Here is a 20,241-nt window from a genome sequence, read left to right as displayed (position 1 = left end):
GTGCTTGGCCAACTCTTATCAGATCACTTGTTAAGTTATTTGCCTGTCTAATGTCATTTACCGTAGTTCCATGCCTTGATGCAATCCCTGATAACGTATCTCCTGCAACTACAATATAAGTAGATGATGTTTTAACTGGCTGTAAAACATTTGATGTCATAGGTAAAATTAAAGTTTGTCCAACTCTAATCATGTCACTTGTTAAATGATTTATACGTTTTAGTTCATTAACTGTTGTATTGTTTGCACTTGCAATGTGAGATAACGTATCTCCTGCTTTTACCGTATATGTAGCTTGTTGTGAAGCTACACTCGGATTAGATGATGCCTCTGCAGTGCTCACTTTGAATGGTCCAAAAGCTAAAGTAGTTACTAAAATCGCCCCTCCCATTATTTTGACTGCATTTATCTTCAAATTTGGAAAGTGCTCTTTTATATAGCTTTTTGCTGATGCTCTTACAGTTTCTTCTTGACTAGTATTTCTTGTTCCAAGTTCAGATGAAAACTCTTCCTGAGAATTGATATATAAGTATATGTCGTAACCGTTCTCATTTTCCTTCACTCTATGGTGAGAAAATAAATACATGTAGCGCCACTCCTTTATATGTTTACTATTTCCCGTAAGTCTGCTTTTTAGAAAGATTTAGGTGTATGAAAATTCAGGAAAAAAATGTAATGAAGTGAACAATCCAATTACTTTTTGATTTTCTCTGATTTATGCTACACTTTTAATGGATGATGAAAAAATGAGGTGGATATAATGACTAAATTTGAAATTGGAGATATTGTTACCGGTATTTATAAAACAGGTAAGTATATTGGGGAAGTTACTGTAGTTAAGGAAGGACGCTATGTAGTTCGTGTGCTTGCTGTGCTAAAGCATCCTACACAAGGAGATCTCCACCAACCCAAAAGTGTTGAAGTGCCTTTCTTTCATGAACGTAGAGCACTTGCCTTTCGTGAACAAACAAATATACCTGCTCCTTATGTAAAAACATATGAAGGAGAAATCCCAGACTACCAAGAATCACTAAAAACAGCACTAACAGATGAGATGGCCAAGTTAAAGGATGACAATAGTGAATGGGCAAAAAAATCGTTGCAAATACTTGAGTCATTAAAAGAGGATTATCTTAAATAGATGATTGGAGTGTTCATCTAGTGGAAATCCCGTTAATCATATCAGCAACACATAATTGTATACTAAAGGAGAATCAAACGTGGAAATAACCCATGAGGCTTCTATTTTTCTAAAAAAGTTATTGAAAAAACAAGAGAAACCTTTCTTTCGTATCGGTTATAACGATAAAAGCACATGAGGAAATTCATATTTTAAGATCACTCTGGATGAGTGTGATAAAGATGATTTGAAAATAACAGTGAGCGATATCCCTTTTTGTATTTCCAAAGAGGTTGGCCCTCACTTAATACGGTTATCAATTGTTTATGAAAACGGGCGACTGATATTAAACGACTATAATCAAGAACATTAAAAGATGAGTAAGTGGAACATACCTCTTACCCATCTTTTACATAAAGATATCTTACCAGAAAATATCAAATGCCAAATTGCTAAACCAATTTGTATCAATATTACAAGTTTCTGCATCAATACCATATTGCCAACCTGCAATAGTCGCTCCCTCTGGTGCTTGAGGGTTATAATCTGGTGCATTTGCTTCTGTTGTGATTCCAACATTAGGAGATGAAGTCCAGACATAGTAATCGTCTAGTATTTCTGGATTTTCTTCAGCTGCAGCTTCAAAGGCTACATATAACTCACGATCTGGATCGAATATTCCGTACACGCCTGCTTCATACTCTGAATTTTGTAAAGCGTCGTACCACCCTAGTAAAAATTCTGTATCAATTGGATAAATTGGTTCTACATTAGCAAATAAAGCTACACCTTCAGGAATACCAAAATCTCGAGCTAGATTAATAGCCGCCTCTGCTTCACTTTGGCCTTTATCATATCCTGTGGCATCTGTGAATTGATTCCAAATAACAAGAATTTGAATATCATTTTCATGAAACAATTCTACCTCTTCTTGAGTTAAACCAAAAGATACTCCTTCTTTATCGCCTAAATAACGGCCCCAAACCTGCGGGTCCCCGAAGTTATTTCTAACACAAGCCAAAAAGTCTTCTGTTGTTAGACTTGCAGAATCAATGCCCCAAACCGGGTTTAATTCTACATCTGCTTCACCATTTCCGTTGGACGAACCATTGTCTCCATTTCCGTTTGTATCTTCTCCATTGCCATTGTCATTTCCATTTCCAGTTTCGTTGCCATTCTCACCCTTAACATCATTCGTCACATTATTTGTTACATTTACATCTACACTTACGTCAATGTTATTTGTAATATTGTTTAGTATATTGTTATTTGAGCTATTTTTTATTACATTTTCAATTTCATTATTTATGTTCCCATTAGATCCATTGATGATGTTTTCAATAGTGTTTTCTATGTCACCATTCTCTGAATCTATGGAATTTGAAATAGAATTATCTATTTCTCCATTCTCATTATTTATCTCATTTGTGATTGTGTTAGTTATATTGCCACTACCATTAATTTCATTTGTAATTGAATTTTCGATCAATCCATTATTAAAAGAATTGTCATCTCCATTATCATGTGAACCTTCTTCGTTTTCTATTGTATCTTGATTTTTTGCTGTAACTGGAGACTTCTTATCTTCACTTCCCATAATATAAAACGTAGTTGCTGTGAAAAGAAAAAGCATAAAAGCAGTAAAAAAAGGTACAAGTTTCTTTACAGTTAATTTCATCTTCTTATAACCCTCCTTTATCCACCACATATTACGTAAAAAACAGAAAAAATGTGATTCTTTTGGGCTATTAATGAAGAAGAATTTTGTGTAATAAAATACATATTCCAAGGTTGTGAATTACGAATTTTTTTCTACTTTGGAATTCTATTTAGGTGTTCATTCACCTTTCCTTTGGGCGTTGAATAAAATAATTATAAAAACCAAGAGAAAAAGCACTTGTATTCTATTAATCAATTGATTTGTAAAAGGAGGTATTCGTTCGTATGCCAAAATATCGAAGAAAACCGCAAGTGGTAGAAGCAGTCAAAATTACGAGAACAATAACCATAGAATCAGTGGAAGGAACTATGACTGGAAATCCTGGGGATTACCTCATAACAGATCCAAGTGGAGAGCAATATCCACTAAAGGCAAATGTATTTGAAAAAACGTATGAACAAGTAAAAGGAAGCAAAGATATTAAACAATTTATTAGAAGATCTCTAGGAAAAATAAAACGAAAATCGAAGGAAATAATGGCTAAAAACTAAAGTACTCTTTTTGTCACATCTACTTTCCGTCATATCTTTTATTTTATGATACTCTTTAAATATCAAATGTATCGGAAAAGAGGGATTGATATGGCCATTGAAAAAACAGAAGATAAACTCATCATAGCTGCCATTGATATTATGCAACACAAAGGCTATTCTGCAACCACAACGAAGGAAATCGCTCAACATGCTGGCGTATCAGAGATGACCCTTTTTCGTAAATTCCCTTCTAAACAAACAATATTAGATGCAATAATCGATAAATATTCGTATGCATTTACCATGAAAAAGATCTTTACTGAACAATTAACATATGATATTGAACACGATTTAACAGCCGTTAGTAGAACGTATCAAACTTTTATGGAGGAAAATAAAAAAATTGTATTATTAGCATATAAAGAATGTAACGTTCATGATGAAATTTCAGAGCGATTAACAGCAAATCCAAGACTTATCAAAAATTACTTGATGGATTATTTTAAAGAGATGATAGAACTTGGAAAAATAGGTGACATTAACGTAGAACTACAGGTAATGAATTTTTTATGGATGAACTTGGGGTATTTTTCATCACAGTTTATTTCAGGAAAAAAAGTAGCACAAGTTCCTGTAGAAGATTTTATTGAGCATAGTGTAAAAGTATTTGCCAAAGGTTTAAAAAAAGATTAGCGCTCCCTCTGGAACATGAGGGCGCTAATCTTTTTAATTATCCGTTTCTCTTATAGGAACGTAACCTACTTGTTCTACTAGTTTTTGCCCTTGGTCTGATAAGATCCATTCAATGAAGTCCTCTATATTTTCATTCTCACTTCCAGCTGTAATTGCATAAAACTCAGAGGATATAGGATATTCTCCGTTTCGGATTGTTTCCTTATTCGGGGGTACTCCATTAATTTCTAGGAGACGAATATCACCGTTTTGAACCATTTCTGTAGAAAAATAACGAAACGAGTATCCGATAGCATTTCGATGGTTTCGGTAATTGGAAGTTTCCTCAATGATCCCCCCCATACCTCCAACAATATTCTCAGAAGGTGGATCCATTAAAGGGATATCCCCCATCAAATTCTCTAATGCTGTTTGACTCCCACTATCCGGGGGTCGTTGAAACGCCCGAATCTCTTCATCCCGTCCACCTACATCATTCCAGTTTGTTATGTCTCCAGAATATATTTGTTGAACTTGTTGTAAAGTAAGACTACCAACAGGATTTCTAGCATTAACAAAGAATACAAACGCTTCTCTACCAATTGGTGTTAGCTCAAATTCTTTTCCTCTACTCTCTGCCATAGATAACTGGCTTTTCGACGGTCCTGCTGCAAAAATAATATCTACATTTCCATTAAGTAAATTCATGTATGCCGTTCCTGTTTTGTTGGACATTACTTCACTGTCATATACATCATACGTCTTTTCTGGATATATGGCTTGAGCGAAGGCTGCATATAAAGGATACAGCGCAGTAGCACCATCTAGAATTGGTAAATCACCCTCCAATGATAAAGTAGCCTCTTCATCCAATGTAAGTACTTTAGATCCTTCTTTATATGGCTGATATTGATATAAATCAACTTCATGATTAGTTGCAATTTCTAAGCTTGAAAGATAAGCTTCTCTAGATTCATAAACAGTAATTGCCGTAACACATAAACCAAAAAAACAAATCATACTGATTCTCAAAAATTTTGGTTTTACTAATCTAAACATCCCTAAAACTAGAAATACAACTAATCCCACAATGACAATGGCAATAAGTGGTGAATAGAAATACTGCCCTCCCATTACTAATGAAAAAATGACCGCAACAAATCCAAAAAATAATAGAAGTCCACTAGTAACTAGTGTTACAACAACTTTTAGAACAAGATTATTATTTTTCTTCAAATTTCATTCTCCTTAAACCAAGGTAAAATCATACATATGTATTCTTCAAAAAAATACAAATTCCTCCAATTGGAATTAATTTATTTTGTAGACCAAAAAAGACAGCTATAAAAAACTGTCTTTTAAACGATTGTTTAATTTTGATCTACTTTTATTTGCCTATTTTTCTTTTATCAAGCATTCCACGTTGACCAGTTTGCTCGATCTCAATATTCACATTAATATCGATTATGGAATTCCGCCAACCACTTTTATCCCAATCTAATGTATCAAAGTAGTTATGGTCGAAAGCCCACATTCGATGACCTAGAAGCCAAGGTTCTATATTAAGCTTTTTCATTTTTTTTATGGTATGTTCAATATCTTTAGTGATTGCTTTTTCCAAATGTTTTGTTATTACATTTACAGTGTCATGAGATGCTCGTTCCTTTTCTGGATACAAAAAGATGAGTTCTCCTTTTCCTTGAATATCCATACTAATTTCAACAGGATTTGATTTATCATACTTATAGTCCATCTTTAAATTTACCCTTACTGAAGTTCTTAATTCATGATCATCATGGGGAAATGATAATGAATAATTCATATGTTCTACATTTTCGTCTTTTAGAAGTGTACTGATACCAGCCTCATGATTCACTAATTCTGTTATAAGTTTTTGATCCTTAAAAATACCCAAATCTTCAATATATATACTTTCTTCATCACTATAAGCTAATGGAATCATAGCTGCGCCTGATATCATGTTTGTATCTCTGCGATATTGATATAGTCGTGATTCTCTCGTTCTAGATATTTTCTGGTCAGCACTAAAATATCGATCAATATATAGTGCAGGTAAAGTTACTAGGGGCGATTCGTTATCTAAGAAATCCTTGACGTTGTTTTTATGACGAACAATTAATAGAAAGACCTCATTTGCTAACGGTGCTCGTCTATCTAATAAGTCAATAATTTGGTCTATTCCTTCTCTTGCTAGTGTTTCACCAATAGTTATAGCCTTTAAATGACCGAAAAACAGTACGGTAGGAGTTTTTGCTTCAATATTCGAAATTGCCTCCCAGACATACTCTCCTTTACCGCTTATCGTATTAAAGTCATTGTTTACGTCATTTGCATCATGTGTACCAGAACCAATTAATATTGGAACTTGTAAAGTAACTTCATATAAATCATCATCCGTTTTATCAATTCCCATACCAATGACAATTGTTCTTTGGTCGATTTCTCTTGTATCGTTACAACCTACTAAGAATAGGAAACACATTAGTAACATGATGTATAAAATATTGTGTATCTTTAAAATGTAATATTTTGGTATCATAAAACCACTTAGTTCCCTTTCATTTATGTCTTGGTGTCCTTCATGCTTTTCAAGGAAAAATTTTGGCTTACCTACCTATCTTCTTTTTATCTAACATTCCTTTTTGCCCTGTTTGATCAATTTCTATCGAAACATTTACATTGAATATTGAATCCACCCAACCTGATTCATTCCAATTTAATGATTGGAAATACTCATGATCTTTTGCCCAAATACGATGACCTAGTAACCAAGGTTCTACCTTGATTTCCTTCATCTTTTTTACTGTTTTGCTAATATCCTCAGTTACTCTTCTTTCCACAACTTCAGTTAATGTATCAATCGTCTTTTGTGTTGTCCTAACTTTTGAAGGAAGCAAATACACTAACTCTCCTTTTCCTGAAATAGTTAGGTTAATATGAATTGGGTTGGATTTCTCATACGTAAAATCCATGGAAAGATCTGTTCGCACAGATGCTTCGATAGTGGAATCCCCTTCTTCCACTTCAAATGAGTAATTCATATTTTTAACTTTATCTTCTTTTAATAGGTTACTTATTCCGACCTCATGACCATTCAATTCTCCTACTAATTTCTGGTCTTTCAGAATTCCCATATCTTCTATATGAATTTTATCATCCTTATAAGCAAATGGAATGAGGGCTGTATTGGCAATCATATTGGAGTCACGTCGAAATTCAAATAAACGTACTTCTTTTGTTCGTGATACTTTTTGGTCGGCATTAAAAAAACGATCAAGATATAAAGCGGGCAAGCTTACTAATGGTGATTCTGCTTCAAGAAACTCTTCTACCTTATTTTTTTCTCTTATAATTATTAGATAAACTTCATTTGCTAATGGGGCTCTTCGATCAAGTAAATCAAGTATATGATCTACTCCGAATTTTGCAAGCTTTTCTCCAATAGTAATTGCTTTTAAGTGTCCAAAGTAAAGAACCGTTGGGGTAGCTGCTTCGATGTTTGCAATCGCTTCCCAAACGTACTTACCTTTTGCTGAAATTGTTTCAAACTCATTATTGTTACCATCCCCAGTTTGTTGGCCTTGTGGCATAAGGATAGGAACTTGTACTGTGACCATATACTCTCCATTTTCTTCAATATCAATACCCATACCTAGTACGATTGTTCGTTGGTCGATTTCACGTGTATCACCGCACCCCGATAATAATAGGAGTAACGTAATCAATAAGAAGGACATCTTTTTCATCATTTTACTCCTTTACACTTCGTTTTTTTCTCAAAAGCATGTATGTAAAGAGGAGTATTGGTAAAACGATGGTGGAGATAAGCAAATTAATGTTGTAAGGTTCCCAAGATAAGTTAACAAAGCTTGGAGTAGCAACTGTTACAATCATAATAATGACTACGTAGATTGTAATAGGTATCCATTCCTTCTTTTTTTGAAATGGAATGATTCTTTTTGTTATTGAAATTGCAAACCAAAAGTATATTAAAGCAGCTTTATAGAGTGCCCATATCCAAATCGTTAAGAAAAATAAATCTAGTCGTTCAAATAATGTCATTTCTGCATAAGTCGTTTGAATTAACGCAGTAATTGGTGACAGTAGTGTTAGGGTTTGTTCAAATCCAAATGTACCTAAAGTTAGAATACTAACAAGAGTAAACATAATCATAATTAAAAGTAAACTCATATATGAAGTTTTTATTATTTTAGTCTCTTTTTTCACTAATGGTAAAAAAGTAAGTATTGTGATTAGCCCAGCATATCTGGTCGTCTCAGATATGGAGCTTTTGAGAAAAGTAAATACATCCACGGTAAACACAGGCGGTATATAAATCCAGCGAAAATCTTGGGAAAATAGCAGAGCAACTAGAGAAGCGATAACACCTATCTCACATATAAACATTAATACGATAAGACGAGTGATTGCCGTAATTCCATACATTAAGGAAATACCGACAAAAATCAGAAATGTTACAATTACTACCCATTGTTGCGTATTTTGTAATAGGTAGGTCTGAATGACAATTGCTAAGCTCTTAATTCCCCAAAAAATACTATAAATCGTGCTTAAAAGTAGATAAATCATTACTGGGTAATAAAGCCAATTAAATGATAAGTCTTTCAATACTTTCAATACATCACGGTCGTTATGTTTTCTTATAACTTTATTAAGTAAAAATAAGAAAATTAAATAAGGAATTACGCCAACCATTACTTTTAACCAGGCACTTCGTATTTCTTCTGCTGATATATATGGTAAGAAAATAATACCTAAAGCAATCGTGGAGCAATAAATAAAAACAAACAACTCGATATTCCCAAAATCCTTTTTCTCAGTTTGAAGTTTCATACAATTCCTTCCTTATTTTCTCATTATCGTGCTGGTTTAAAGAAATTTCGTAATTGTTTTCCATCAAACGGTGATAATGGGTACAAGTAAGATCTATTTAATGAATCAAGCTTTGCAATGTGTAGTGCTAAAAATGCAATTGCCATAACAAGACCATATAACCCTAATACTGCTGCAGATGTTACAAATGCGTAGCGAACAATTCTCCAAGAAGATACGAACTCCCAGTTTGGTAAAGTAAATATAGCTACTGCAGTAAAGGCAATAACAATTACCATCACATTACTTACTATTCCAGCTTCTACAGCTGCCGTACCAATTACTAAACCACCTACTATTCCGATGGTTTGCCCAACAAAGCTTGGTAGCCTAATACTAGCTTCCACTAACACATCCAGTGCGAACAGCATGAGAAAGGCTTCTGCTGTAGCAGGTAATGGTATTTGTGCTCGTGATTGTGCAACGTTAATGGTTAGCGTTGTTGGAATAAGCTCAGGTTGAAAGGCTACTAAAGCAACATATAACGCAGGTAAAGCCGAGCCAACGAGTAAACTTACTAAACGAATTAGTCTAATAAACGTTAAATTCCAAGTTACGAGAAAGGAGTGATCTTCACTAGTCTCTAACATATCCATAAAAGTAATAGGAGCTTGAAGACAGAACGTTGAATTGTCAACAAACAATACAACTTTCCCTTGAGTTAAGGCATAGGCTGCATGATCAGGTCGTTCTGTTTTGGAAGCTTGTGGAAAAATAGAGTATGGATGCCTAGAAACATATTTCGTCAATTGTCCAAGGGACAGCATATGATCTTTATCAAAAGTTTTTAAGTAGGAATCAATCGTTTCCACAGCTTCATCCTCTGCATATTGTTCTAAGTAAACGAGTGAAGCATGTGTTTTACTTTCCTTCCCTAACTCATATTCCTTTGATCTTAGTCTAGGATCTTTTATAAACTGTCTCATAATACTAACATTTGTACGGCTATCTTCTATAAACCCTATCTTTGCACCATAAACCTGGTACTCTGTAGTAGGATCTGCAACATTTCGTAAATTTTTATTTGCTAAAAGAAGTATGACAGGCTGAACCCCTTCTACTAATAGCAAAACATTCCCAGATAAAATTTGGTCAATGACCTCTTTCCATATGGTTGAATTTTTATAATTTGTTATCGTTAAAATACTCCCAAAATCGTCACTAACGTATATATCCTTCTCCCTCTTAAGTAATGTTTTTAGTACATTATCCTCTAAATCTGTTTTATTTATTAAACCAGATAAGTAGCATAGATATGCTTTTTGCCCATTTGGTAGCTTAAACAGTCTCTCAGCGAAATCATAGCTTTCACTAAAAATAGACTGCATTAGCCCTTTTAATATTTCAATATTTACGGGTAAACGTTCCTCTGGATTAACGATGCTAGCCAAGTATTCATCAAAAGAGAGAGTAATTGGATCTAACCTTTGCTTTTTCTTAAATAACATCAAGACCATCTCCCTTTTTTATTTCTTAGTATTGTTGTTTTTTACTAAGATATACAAAGATGACCAACATAGTTTTTCCTTTCATTTTTTATGAGTGTAAAAAAATCTGTGTAGCTTTTTTGTTAGACAGTTCTCCTGAAACTATGGCAATTCTACAAAAAGACACAAAAAATTCAGGGACCTGGTCCCTGAATTTTTTGTGTCAAGAAAAGCACTTGGCATGATTTTTGCCAAGTGCTTCGTATAGTTATTTCATTTAAAATAAACTAGTTTGGTTGTTATCTGACCCGTTGTCGTTTCCTTCTTCTTTTTCAATGACTTCATCGGTAATTCCATCATCTTCGCCCTGTTCGTACCATACAGATATAGCATCCCCTGTATCAGAAGTATCGAATAAAAAGCTGCCATTCGTATAACGATCATTTGTTCGAACGGAGTTAACTTTAATTGAATCAATTGTATCTTTTTCTGTTTGTACCCATACAATTCCGTGCTTCCACACAGGAAGTAAAGATACCACACGATGTGGATGACGCTTTAACTCTTTAAGCATCACTAGTCCACGCTTTGCTCGTGAAGATTTTTCAAAGACATTTAACTTCATTTTTTTGTATGCTGCTCGTTGGGTTACTAAGAATAAATCAGGTTTATCCTCATCATTAAATGTGAAACAACTAACAACAAAATCATCTGGCTTTAAGTTTATTGCCTTCACTCCAGCTGTGCGTTGTCCTGTAACACTTACTTCTTCTTCAGTAAACCATAACCCATAACCAATATGAGTTGCTACGAGGATATCTTGACGACCATCTGTTAAAGAGACATAAACAACTTCATCTTCATTCTTTAACTTAACAGCCATTAATGCTTTCGAATTACGTTGGGCTTTATATTCTGTTAATACGGAACGTTTAATCATTCCATTCTTCGTAGCTATTAATATAAATTGATCTTCATGAAACTCTTTTACAGGAATAGCTTTAATAATTTCATCGCCAGTATCCATTGATACTAAATTTGCTACATGTTGTCCTGTATCTTTCCAGCGAATCTCTGGTAATTGATGTACAGGTAAAAATAAATAAGAACCATTCTTAGTAAAAAGTAGCAGAGTATCAGTCGTATTTATCTCAAATGTATGCAACAGTCTATCTGTTTCTTTCATGCCAGGAAGTTCACCGTTGGAAGCGGTGTAGGAACGAATACTCGACCTCTTAACATACCCTTCTTTCGTTACGGTAACCATAACATCTTCAGACGGAATAACGACTTCCAAATTTATTTTTAAATCTTCAATTTCTTGCTCAATTACCGTCCTTCTAGCTTCAGCATATTTTTTCTTAATTTCCTTTAGTTCACGTTTTATTTCAGTAATAAGATTCGCTTCGCTAGCAAGTATTGCACGTAATTTTGCAATAAGTTTTGTTAATTCATCGGCTTCTTCCTGTAACGTAGTAACATCTGTATTAGTTAAACGATATAATTGCAAAGTAACGATAGCTTCTGCCTGTGGTTCAGTAAATCCGTAATTAGCTTGTAAACGATCTTTTGCATCTTTTTTATCTTTTGAAGCACGAATCGTAGCGATCACTTCATCCAAGATTGTAATAGCTTTGATTAAGCCTTCAACAATATGAGCTCTCTCTTCAGCTTTATTTAAATCAAATTGGGTTCGACGTGTTACAACCTCTTTTTGGTGAGCAATATAGGATTCTAACATTGTCTTTAAGCCCATGAGCTTCGGAGTTTTATTAGAAATTGCTACCATATTAAAATTGTACGACACTTGTAAATCTGTGTTTTTATATAGGAAATGCAAAATTCCTTGAGCATCTGCATCTTTTTTTAGTTCAATAACTATTCGTAAACCAGTTCGGTCTGTATCATCTCGAACCTCTGCTATACCATCTACCTTTTTGTCTAAACGAAGCTCGTCCATCTTTTTAACGAGATTGGCTTTATTAATCTCATATGGAATTTCCGTAATGATAATTTGAAATTTTCCTCCGCGTAGTTCTTCAATTTCAGCTTTACCTCGTAAAACTATTTTTCCCTTTCCTGTTTCATAGGCTTTTTTTAAACCCTCATGCCCTTGAATAGTACCTCCTGTAGGAAAATCAGGTCCTTTAATATGCTTCATTAAATCGTCCACGGTAGAGTCAGGTTTTTCCATCTGTAAAATAGCAGCGTCTATAACTTCTCCCAGATGATGTGGCGGTATATCTGTGGCATAACCACTAGAAATTCCCGTTGATCCGTTTACTAGTAAATTAGGAAAACGAGAAGGAAGCACTACTGGTTCTTCCATAGAATCATCAAAATTCAACATAAAATCAACAGTATCTTTTTCTATGTCTTTTAGTAACTCCATAGAGATTGCAGACAACCTAGCTTCCGTATAACGCATTGCAGCAGGTGGATCTCCGTCGATTGATCCATTGTTTCCGTGCATTTGAACTAACATGTGACGCATTTTCCAATCCTGACTCAAGCGGATCATCGCATCATATACGGAACTATCTCCATGTGGATGATAATTACCAATAACATTCCCAACTGTTTTAGCAGCTTTTCTAAATGGTTTATCTGCTGTATTTCTATCCTGATGCATAGCATATAAAATACGACGTTGTACTGGTTTTAACCCATCTCGTGCATCAGGAAGCGCACGATCTTGAATAATATATTTACTGTATCTTCCGAACCTGTCCCCAATCACTTCTTCTAGAGGCAGATCTAAGTAACGTTCTTTCTCCTGCAAGGGATTAATCCTCCTCTGTGACTAGCATATTTTCATTGTCTAAAATATTTGTTTCTTCATTTAATCCAAATTGTACGTTGCGTTCGATCCACTTTCTACGTGGTTCTACTTTATCGCCCATTAACGTAGTCACATGACGTTCAGCTCTTGCAATGTCATCAATACGAACTCGAACCAACGTTCTCGTCTCAGGGTCCATCGTTGTTTCCCATAGCTGAGTAGCGTCCATTTCACCTAAACCTTTGTAACGTTGAATAGTATACCCTTTACCGATATTCTTGATGGCATCTTTTAAGCCGTCTTCGTCCCAAGCATACTCGAGCTTTTCCTTTTTACCAGATCCTTTACTAACTTTATAAAGAGGTGGTAAAGCAATATACACTCTTCCAGCTTCTACTAATGGTCTCATATAACGATAAAAGAAGGTTAATAACAATACTTGAATGTGAGCACCATCTGTATCTGCATCCGTCATGATAATAATTTTGTCATAATTAATGCTCTCTAAATCAAAATCGGCCCCAACATCTCCACCAATAGCATAAATGATAGTACGAATTTCTTCGTTTTTCATAATGTCGGCTAATTTTGCTTTTTCTGTATTAATTACCTTTCCACGTAAGGGAAGGACGGCTTGGAATTTACGATCTCTTCCTTGTTTTGCTGATCCACCCGCGGAATCTCCCTCTACAAGATATAATTCATTTCGTTTCGGGTTTTTCGATTGTGCAGGTGTAAGCTTTCCACTTAACATTGCATCTTTACGCTTATTTTTTTTACCACTTCTTGCATCTTCTCGAGCTTTTCTTGCAGCCTCTCGAGCCTGGGAAGCTTTGATAGCTTTTCTAATAAGAGTATTACTTAATTCTGGATTTTCTTCTAAAAAGAAGCTTAGCTTTTCAGAAATAATGCTATCCACAGCAGACCGAGCTATGGGAGTACCTAGTTTTCCTTTTGTTTGACCTTCAAATTGAAGTCTATCCTCGGGAACTCGAACGGAGATAATAGCAGTAAAACCTTCTCGGATATCATTCCCATCCAAGTTCTTATCTCGATCCTTTAATAGCTGCAATTTACGTGCATGTTCATTCACAATACGCGTTACCGCTGATTTTGCGCCAAGCTCATGTGTTCCTCCATCTCTCGTCCTAACGTTGTTTACGAAGGAGAGCATGTTTTCTGTAAACGCATCATTATATTGAAATGCAAAATCTACCTCTATATCATCCTGTGTGCCTTCAAACGAAACAACAGGGTGTAATGTTTCCTTTTCTTCATTTAAATACTCTACAAAGGCTTCTAAGCCCGTTTCATAACAATATACTTCATGATCAGTCTCATGATTTTCTCTTTTATCTATAAGTTCTATTTTTAACCCTTTTAAAAGAAAAGCTGCCTCACGTAAACGTTCTGCTAGTATATCGTACTGATAGGTTGTTGTACTGAAAATACTAGGATCAGGTTTAAAATGAACAATTGTACCTGTTTTTCTTGTTGTACCTATTTTTTCAAGAGTAGTAACCGGTTTTCCTCCATGCTCGAAACGTTGTCGAAAAATTGTTCCTTCACGGTGAATCGTCACTTCCAACCATTCAGATAATGCGTTCACTACTGATGCACCAACACCATGTAGTCCTCCACTCGTTTTGTAGCCGCCTTGACCAAACTTACCACCTGCATGTAATACAGTTAGAATTACCTCTGGTGTCGGTTTTCCCGTACTGTGCATTCCCGTAGGATAACCCCGACCATTATCCTTTACACTAATACTCTCATCTTTATGTATCGTAACGGTGATATCATTTCCAAAGCCGGCTAATGCTTCATCCACTGCATTATCTACTATTTCGAATACGAGGTGATGTAACCCACGGTGGTCTGTACTACCTATATACATTCCAGGACGTTTACGTACTGCTTCTAGTCCCTCTAATACTTGTATTGAATCATCATTGTATTCAAATGCTTGTTTCACTGACAATGAGTTTTTCCCCCTTCTTGATCCCTTCGAACCATAAAGCTAATATATAACATAACACAACTATTCTCGTGTTTCGATATGAATTAATGAAAAATATAAGTAAAACCTAGAATTAAAAATGGTTCAGTACTAATTAGAATAAAGAATAAATTGTATGTTTGTCAATTTATCTTTCTATGATTACATATAGACTACACTTTTTAATAGGGTATTTTTCCTATTAAAAAAGCAATCGGAAAGTCTCCGACTGCTTTTTTATCTAGTTAATGCGTGCTCCACTTTGATACAACGATCCATTATAACTTTCATGCCAGCATTCTTAGCAATTTCATATGCTTCTTCATCCTCAAGTCCTAATTGGCACCAAAAAACCTTTGCATCAATTTCTGAAGCTTCCTTTGCAATTTCCACTAAATACTCATTTCTTCTAAATACATTAATAATATCAACAGGTTCTTTTAAATCCTTCAATGATGGTACCGCTTTAATGCCAAATACCTCATTTACTATAGGATTTACCGGAATTATTTTATAGCCAGCATACTGAAGAGCCTTTCCTATCTGATAAGAAGTCCGATCCGGTTTATCAGATAGGCCGACAATTGCGATTGTTTTTGTATCATTTAAAATTTGTTTCATTTCTTCTCGACTAGGATTTTCCATATAAATACCTGCCTTTCATAAATAGTTCTAACTTCTTAACTAGTACCCAATTTCATAAAAAATAATACAGATTTTTGTTATTAAGTTATTTTACTATTAATACAGGGCAGGTGACTCGTTTTGCGACTTTATGACTAACACTCCCTAGTACTAATTGTTGAAAAGGGTTAAGTCCTCGGCTCCCAATAACCACAAGGTCATAATTACCTTCATTTGCTTCACGAACAATAGATGGGCCTGGTTCTCCAAATATATGTTTTACTTCTAAATTTACTTCTGCTTTACGTATCATTTCCTCTATTTTCCCTGTTCTTTCTGTACGATGTTCTGGAATACCTTTACTCAATTCGAAATTTTCATCCATTACATCGCTTCTACCAGGTAGAGCGTCAACAACGTGAATGAGGGTTATTTTTGAATTCACTATTTTCTTTGACAAAAAAAGTGCCTTTTCTGTAGCTCTCACGGAATGCTTTGACCCATCAGCAGCTAATAAAATTTGGCGAAACATATAATTCCCTCCCCTTAATAAATAAGTTATTATGGGCAACTGCAACATAACAAGTGTCTTCTTAACAAGTTATTCCCCTGTTGCATTTTTGACCCGAATTCTTTCCCTTTTTTTATCTTCTATCTACCTTTATAATTCGGTTTTTGATATACTAAAATCCTTTAATATTATTAATAAAATTAAAATTTATTTTACAAATACGGTACGTGAAATAATTATGGTGTTTTTTAATCGAAATTTTAATGATGCTCATTCATATCATTATAAGTTCTAAGGAGACTTTCAGTTCGCCAAAGGAAAGAGAGTAACCTGGGGTAAAAATCGAAACATCAACGATTAACAGAGCCTATCATAAGAAAAGCGCAAGGCGCCCTCTCAGGACCGAAATGCAAATGTTCTGGACGGTAAAAAGTGCTTTTTACTTTTTAATCGGCCAGGTTATTTGACACGAGGTCCTGGCGCCTGGAGCTAGACACCTTTCTAAGTTCAAAAAAATTTTATTAATTCTTATCCTTTTAAAAAAAGCGTCCGTTTTACCCTTTTTAGGCAAAACGAACACTTAAGGTTAACTAAGAAATTTGATAAACGTTTCGATATTTTTCCTCTAAGTACTTTATTAAGTAGTCTGGATTTACACCTTCTCCTGTCACTTCTTTTATGATTTCAAGAGGTAATTTACTTTTCCCATATTGATGAACGTGCTCCGTTAGCCAATCTTTAATAGGTGAAAGATTACCCTCACGAAGAAGATCGTCATAATTCGGAATTTCTTTGTCCATTGCGTTCTTCAATTGCGCAGCGTAAACGTAACCTAATGCATAGGAAGGAAAATAGCCAAATGATCCTCCTGACCAATGAACATCCTGTAATACTCCTTCACCATCATGTGCTGGACGGATCCCAAAAAACTGCTCCATTTTATCATTCCAAGCAGTAGGTAAATCCTTCACTTCTAAATCACCGTTTATAAGTGCTTTCTCTAATTCGTAACGTAAAATAATGTGTAACGAGTACGTCATTTCATCTGCTTCTATTCTTATCAAAGAAGGTCCTGCAACATTAATTCCTCGATAGAAATTTTCTATGCTAACATTATCAAATTGGCCATTACTATATTTCTTTAATAAATCGTAATGCTTTTCCCAAAATGCTTTATTTCTCCCTAAAAAGTTTTCAAAGAAAAGAGATTGTGATTCGTGTATTCCCATGGAAGTTCCTGTACATAACGGTGTGCCAACGAACTTTTTATCAATGTTTTGCTCATATAAAGCATGACCGCCTTCATGTATGGTACCAAAAACTGCGGTACGGAAATCATTCTCATCATACTTCGTTGTCACACGTACATCTCCTGGGTTTAGTCCGATTGCAAATGGATGCACTGTTCGATCTAAACGCCCTGCATCAAAGTCGTATTGCATACTTTTTAATATGTCCTTACTTAATTCCTCTTGATTCTGTGTTGAAAAATAGTGAAACAAGAAGCTTGTTTCAGGTTTATTTGGCGACTCAGTCACTTCTTTTACTAAAGGAACAATCTCATCTTGTAACTGTCCAAATACACGATCTAATATTTCTACAGTTAAACCTGGTTCATAATCATCTAACAATGCGTTATACTTATTTCCTTCATATCCTACCCACTCAACATACTTTCTGTTGAATTCCACAATTTTTTCTAAATACGGTTGAAAGGAAGAAAAATCACCTTTTTCCTTTGCTTCAGCCCAAACTGATTCTGCTTTTGCAGTTAAAATGACAAATTCACTATATTCTTTTACTGGTACATTTGTTAACTTCTTATATTCCTTTTCACAGACGATAACAGTACCTTTTGTCACATCATCTAATTCATTCCAATTTTTTTCCTGTTTTAATTGTTCGAGAAAACCCTTCATTTCCTCAGATGTTCTCATTCGGAATACTTCTGAGGACAACGTACCTAGTACTTCTGAACGCTGTTCCACACCCTTTTTCGGCGCGCCTGTTCGAAGATCCCAAGCCATTACTCCAATTGCTTCTTGATAATTGCTCATCTTTTTAACATAATCTCGAAAGTCTTTCTCTATTTGATTCACAAAAAAACCTCCTGTTTTCATGATCAAGCCTTCTATCTATGTACCAAAAAACCCCATTTATATTATACATATAAAAAACAGAAAAATAGAAGTTTTTTTCTCATTTATTGCTTATTTTGACAAAATTTATTACTATTCCTTTTAAGGGGTGAGAAAATGAATGTAATGATTACTGAAAAAGCTGTTGATTTTTATAAAAAAGAAATGATGTTAAAAGAAAATGAAGAAGTTACCCTATATGTCAGAGTAGGTGGTATAGGTTCTGGTGGATTTTCTGTCGGTATACGAAAAGGTACACCTGACTTGGATTTTATTAAAATTACACAGTCAAACATTCCTTTTTGTATAGCAAAAGAGGAGAAATGGTATTTTGATGGCATGAAAATTGATTATAACAGAGATATGGGAGAAATGGTATTTCTTAATGATAGAATTGATGATTTAGCAAATCCTGATCCAAATTAAAAGAGATTGCCAATACATTTTTTTGGCAATCCCTTACTTCTATGCTTATCCACCAATATGAGACATCTCAATTTTTTTAATGTGATTTTTATTTGTATGTTTTAGACGATCTTCTGAATAACGGTCAGATCGTCCTTCCCAAATGGAAGTAATTCGATCCATAATCTCTTTATCCGTTGCACCTGAACGAAGGAAGTCACGTAAGTCATGTCCATCTGATGCAAATAGACACGTTACTAATTTTCCATCAGCAGATAACCTAGCTCTTGAACAACTGGAGCAAAATGCATCTGTAACGGAAGAAATAATCCCTATTTCATTATCATCATCTTTATATTTAAATCTTGTAGCTACTTCGCCTTTGTAATTTGCATCTATTGGAACTATCGGCATTTCTTTATTAATGATGGAGAAAATCTCTTTTTTACTTACAACGTGATCTAGCTTCCAACCATTAGAATTCCCCACATCCATATACTCAATAAAACGCAGAATAACACCGGAATCTTTAAAGTATCTTGCCATTGGTAAGATATCTTTCTCGTTCATGCCACGTTTCACTACCATATTAAGCTTAGTCTCTAACCCAGCTTCTTTTGCTGATTCAATACCTTTTAAAACTTCATCGACACCTATATTCCGTCCGTTTATATATCGAAATTTTTCATCGTTTAAACAATCTAGACTAATCGTTACCCGCTTTAACCCAACCGCTTTTAGTGTTTTCGCATGTTTTGGGAGTAATATTCCGTTTGTAGTCATTGCAATATCATCTATACCTTCAATTTCATTTAATAGCGTAATTAAATGACTTACATTTTGACGCATCAACGGCTCTCCACCTGTAATACGTAGTTTCTTTATTCCAGCTGCCCTTACAAACAAACGTGTAAGGTGTGCAATTTCCTCTAAAGTAAGTACATCTGTCCTAGGTAAAAATTTGAAATCTTTATCAAAAACCTCTGGTGGCATACAGTATCGACAGCGAAGATTGCAACGGTCTGTCACAGAAATTCGCAGATCTCTTAATGGTCTGCCTAACCGATCCTTCATGTGTACACTCATAATCCATCCCCCTAGTTATACCTATTATACGTTGTATGTTTTTCATTAAACAAGGGTTAGCATAAATTGTACTATTTTTATAATATTTAAGAGATAATATGTAATAAATCATCATTAGCATATTAATCAAACTCTCCTAAGAAAACAACGTTTTTGGTATTAAAGAAATAGAGAAAGAATGTATATACATAAAAACGACTTTGATGAGGTTGAAAGGTATGGAAGGTTTTCTGAAATGATTGTTTTCACAAATTAATAGAGTCAGAAGTATATTATCTGTAAATCCAATATTGGGGAGATAAAATATATTTTCTAAACGTGGATGGTTTATAATCAAATAAATAAAAGAGGATATTAAATTTAAAGTAAA

17 protein-coding genes are annotated in these 20,241 nt (G+C 34.5%); 4 read left to right on the top strand and 13 right to left on the bottom strand.

What is annotated here, in order from left to right:
• A partial coding sequence (locus ACERII_RS24935) for a LysM peptidoglycan-binding domain-containing protein (RefSeq protein WP_373645683.1) occupies window positions 1-586 on the bottom strand: 586 nt, incomplete at its 3' end.
• A gap of 174 nt (window positions 587-760) precedes the next feature.
• Between ACERII_RS24935 and kapB the strand changes: the two genes are divergently transcribed.
• The gene (kapB, locus tag ACERII_RS24930) at window positions 761-1,141 is read left to right on the top strand and encodes a kinase-associated lipoprotein KapB (RefSeq protein ID WP_373645682.1); all 381 of its coding nucleotides are present in this window, start codon (window positions 761-763) and stop codon (window positions 1,139-1,141) included.
• A gap of 403 nt (window positions 1,142-1,544) precedes the next feature.
• Here the strand turns inward: kapB and ACERII_RS24925 are convergent, their stop codons facing one another.
• Window positions 1,545-2,798, bottom strand: a complete 1,254-nt coding sequence (locus tag ACERII_RS24925; protein WP_373645681.1) for a glycoside hydrolase domain-containing protein — start codon at window positions 2,796-2,798, stop codon at window positions 1,545-1,547.
• Between the two features lie 266 nt (window positions 2,799-3,064).
• On the opposite strand from ACERII_RS24925, the gene ACERII_RS24920 reads away from it, so the two are divergent.
• Both ACERII_RS24920 and ACERII_RS24915 read left to right on the top strand, forming a co-directional pair.
• Window positions 3,065-3,331: a hypothetical protein gene (locus ACERII_RS24920; protein ID WP_373645680.1), complete on the top strand. Its 267-nt coding sequence runs from the start codon at window positions 3,065-3,067 to the stop codon at window positions 3,329-3,331.
• Window positions 3,332-3,421: 90 nt separating this feature from the next.
• On the top strand, window positions 3,422-4,006 hold the full coding sequence (locus tag ACERII_RS24915) for a TetR/AcrR family transcriptional regulator (protein WP_373645679.1): 585 nt from the start codon (window positions 3,422-3,424) through the stop codon (window positions 4,004-4,006).
• 33 nt (window positions 4,007-4,039) lie between these two features.
• Here the strand turns inward: ACERII_RS24915 and ACERII_RS24910 are convergent, their stop codons facing one another.
• The 10 genes from ACERII_RS24910 to ACERII_RS24865 form a co-directional block, all read right to left on the bottom strand.
• Entirely contained in the window at window positions 4,040-5,221 is a 1,182-nt protein-coding gene (locus tag ACERII_RS24910) for a PstS family phosphate ABC transporter substrate-binding protein (RefSeq protein ID WP_373645678.1), read from the bottom strand.
• Window positions 5,222-5,372: 151 nt separating this feature from the next.
• Window positions 5,373-6,545, bottom strand: coding sequence for a Ger(x)C family spore germination protein (locus ACERII_RS24905; RefSeq protein WP_373645677.1), 1,173 nt, complete (start codon window positions 6,543-6,545; stop codon window positions 5,373-5,375).
• 67 nt (window positions 6,546-6,612) lie between these two features.
• Window positions 6,613-7,752 (bottom strand): Ger(x)C family spore germination protein, encoded by a 1,140-nt coding sequence (locus ACERII_RS24900; RefSeq protein WP_373645676.1) that lies wholly within the window; start codon window positions 7,750-7,752, stop codon window positions 6,613-6,615.
• Between the two features lie 4 nt (window positions 7,753-7,756).
• Window positions 7,757-8,860, bottom strand: coding sequence for a GerAB/ArcD/ProY family transporter (locus ACERII_RS24895; protein ID WP_373645675.1), 1,104 nt, complete (start codon window positions 8,858-8,860; stop codon window positions 7,757-7,759).
• Between the two features lie 23 nt (window positions 8,861-8,883).
• Window positions 8,884-10,347, bottom strand: coding sequence for a spore germination protein (locus tag ACERII_RS24890; protein WP_373645674.1), 1,464 nt, complete (start codon window positions 10,345-10,347; stop codon window positions 8,884-8,886).
• 256 nt (window positions 10,348-10,603) lie between these two features.
• Complete coding sequence (gene parC / locus ACERII_RS24885) at window positions 10,604-13,108, bottom strand: DNA topoisomerase IV subunit A (protein WP_373645673.1); 2,505 nt, start codon at window positions 13,106-13,108, stop codon at window positions 10,604-10,606.
• A 4-nt stretch (window positions 13,109-13,112) separates the two neighbouring features.
• A complete protein-coding gene (parE, locus tag ACERII_RS24880; RefSeq protein WP_373645672.1) occupies window positions 13,113-15,089 on the bottom strand; it encodes a DNA topoisomerase IV subunit B in 1,977 nt (658 codons plus the stop codon).
• A gap of 255 nt (window positions 15,090-15,344) precedes the next feature.
• The gene (locus ACERII_RS24875) at window positions 15,345-15,758 is read right to left on the bottom strand and encodes a CoA-binding protein (RefSeq protein ID WP_373645684.1); all 414 of its coding nucleotides are present in this window, start codon (window positions 15,756-15,758) and stop codon (window positions 15,345-15,347) included.
• A gap of 79 nt (window positions 15,759-15,837) precedes the next feature.
• Complete coding sequence (locus ACERII_RS24870) at window positions 15,838-16,263, bottom strand: universal stress protein (protein ID WP_373645671.1); 426 nt, start codon at window positions 16,261-16,263, stop codon at window positions 15,838-15,840.
• A gap of 569 nt (window positions 16,264-16,832) precedes the next feature.
• The gene (locus ACERII_RS24865; RefSeq protein WP_373645670.1) at window positions 16,833-18,362 is read right to left on the bottom strand and encodes a carboxypeptidase M32; all 1,530 of its coding nucleotides are present in this window, start codon (window positions 18,360-18,362) and stop codon (window positions 16,833-16,835) included.
• A gap of 135 nt (window positions 18,363-18,497) precedes the next feature.
• On the opposite strand from ACERII_RS24865, the gene ACERII_RS24860 reads away from it, so the two are divergent.
• A complete protein-coding gene (locus tag ACERII_RS24860) occupies window positions 18,498-18,806 on the top strand; it encodes a HesB/YadR/YfhF family protein (RefSeq protein WP_373645669.1) in 309 nt (102 codons plus the stop codon).
• A 45-nt stretch (window positions 18,807-18,851) separates the two neighbouring features.
• Here the strand turns inward: ACERII_RS24860 and moaA are convergent, their stop codons facing one another.
• A complete protein-coding gene (gene moaA / locus ACERII_RS24855) occupies window positions 18,852-19,871 on the bottom strand; it encodes a GTP 3',8-cyclase MoaA (RefSeq protein WP_373645668.1) in 1,020 nt (339 codons plus the stop codon).
• Window positions 19,872-20,241: the final 370 nt, after the last annotated feature.

This window comes from Evansella sp. AB-rgal1 (assembly GCF_041820985.1).
Taxonomy (GTDB): Bacteria; Bacillota; Bacilli; order Bacillales; family Salisediminibacteriaceae; genus Evansella.
Note: the sequence above shows the minus strand (reverse complement) of the source record. Positions and strands in the feature narration are given on the sequence as shown.